This is a genomic window from Candidatus Thermoplasmatota archaeon, from assembly GCA_022848865.1.
Classification (GTDB): Archaea; Thermoplasmatota; Thermoplasmata; order RBG-16-68-12; family JAGMCJ01; genus JAGMCJ01.
Map to the genome: position 1 here is coordinate 1 of JAJISE010000122.1, position 558 is coordinate 558.

The window sequence follows — 558 nt, forward strand, 5'->3', positions numbered from 1 at the left end:
TCAAGGTTTTCGTAAGTTTTTAACACGAATGGATGGTATTTCGCTGCCTTCGCCTTCAGCGATTCAAGGTGTTCCTCCACTTTGCGGTCGATGAGTTCGGTATACTGATTTAATAGGGTTTCCCAAGTCATTCGACTCGGTGCATTATCGTTTTTCAACGTTTTAAAATGCGGAGGTTTTTCGGTCTTTGAGTGGCGGGCCCGGAGGGATTCGAACCCTCGACCTATCGGTTAAGAGCCGATTGCTTTTGGCTGTCCTCGAAGGACATCTACCAGACTGAGCCACGGGCCCGAACGAATTATATCGTCCACCCAAATTAAGTGTTTACGATACTATGCTCGTATTCATCGGGCTTGGCTTGCAAGGCGAGGGGATATCGCTCCGGGGGCTACGCGAAGCACGAGAATCCGATGTTGTGTATGCTGAGCTCTACACAAGTAAGCTGCCTAAACTTAGACTAGATGAGCTCAAGCAAACGATCGGCAAGCCTATTGAGGTGGTCGACCGCGAGACCGTCGAGCAACGTCCAAACGAGATCCTGCACGCGGCCAAAGCGGG

At 50.5% G+C, this 558-nt stretch carries 1 protein-coding gene and 1 tRNA gene; one reads left to right on the forward strand and one right to left on the reverse strand.

Features of this window, described 5'->3' with window-relative positions:
• Nucleotides 1-192: 192 nt before the first annotated feature.
• Nucleotides 193-291: transfer RNA gene (locus LN415_09980), tRNA-Lys, on the reverse strand.
• 43 nt (nt 292-334) lie between these two features.
• Here LN415_09980 and LN415_09985 point away from each other — a divergent pair.
• Nucleotides 335-558 (forward strand): diphthine synthase (locus LN415_09985; protein ID MCJ2557405.1); only part of this gene is annotated, 224 nt, incomplete at its 3' end.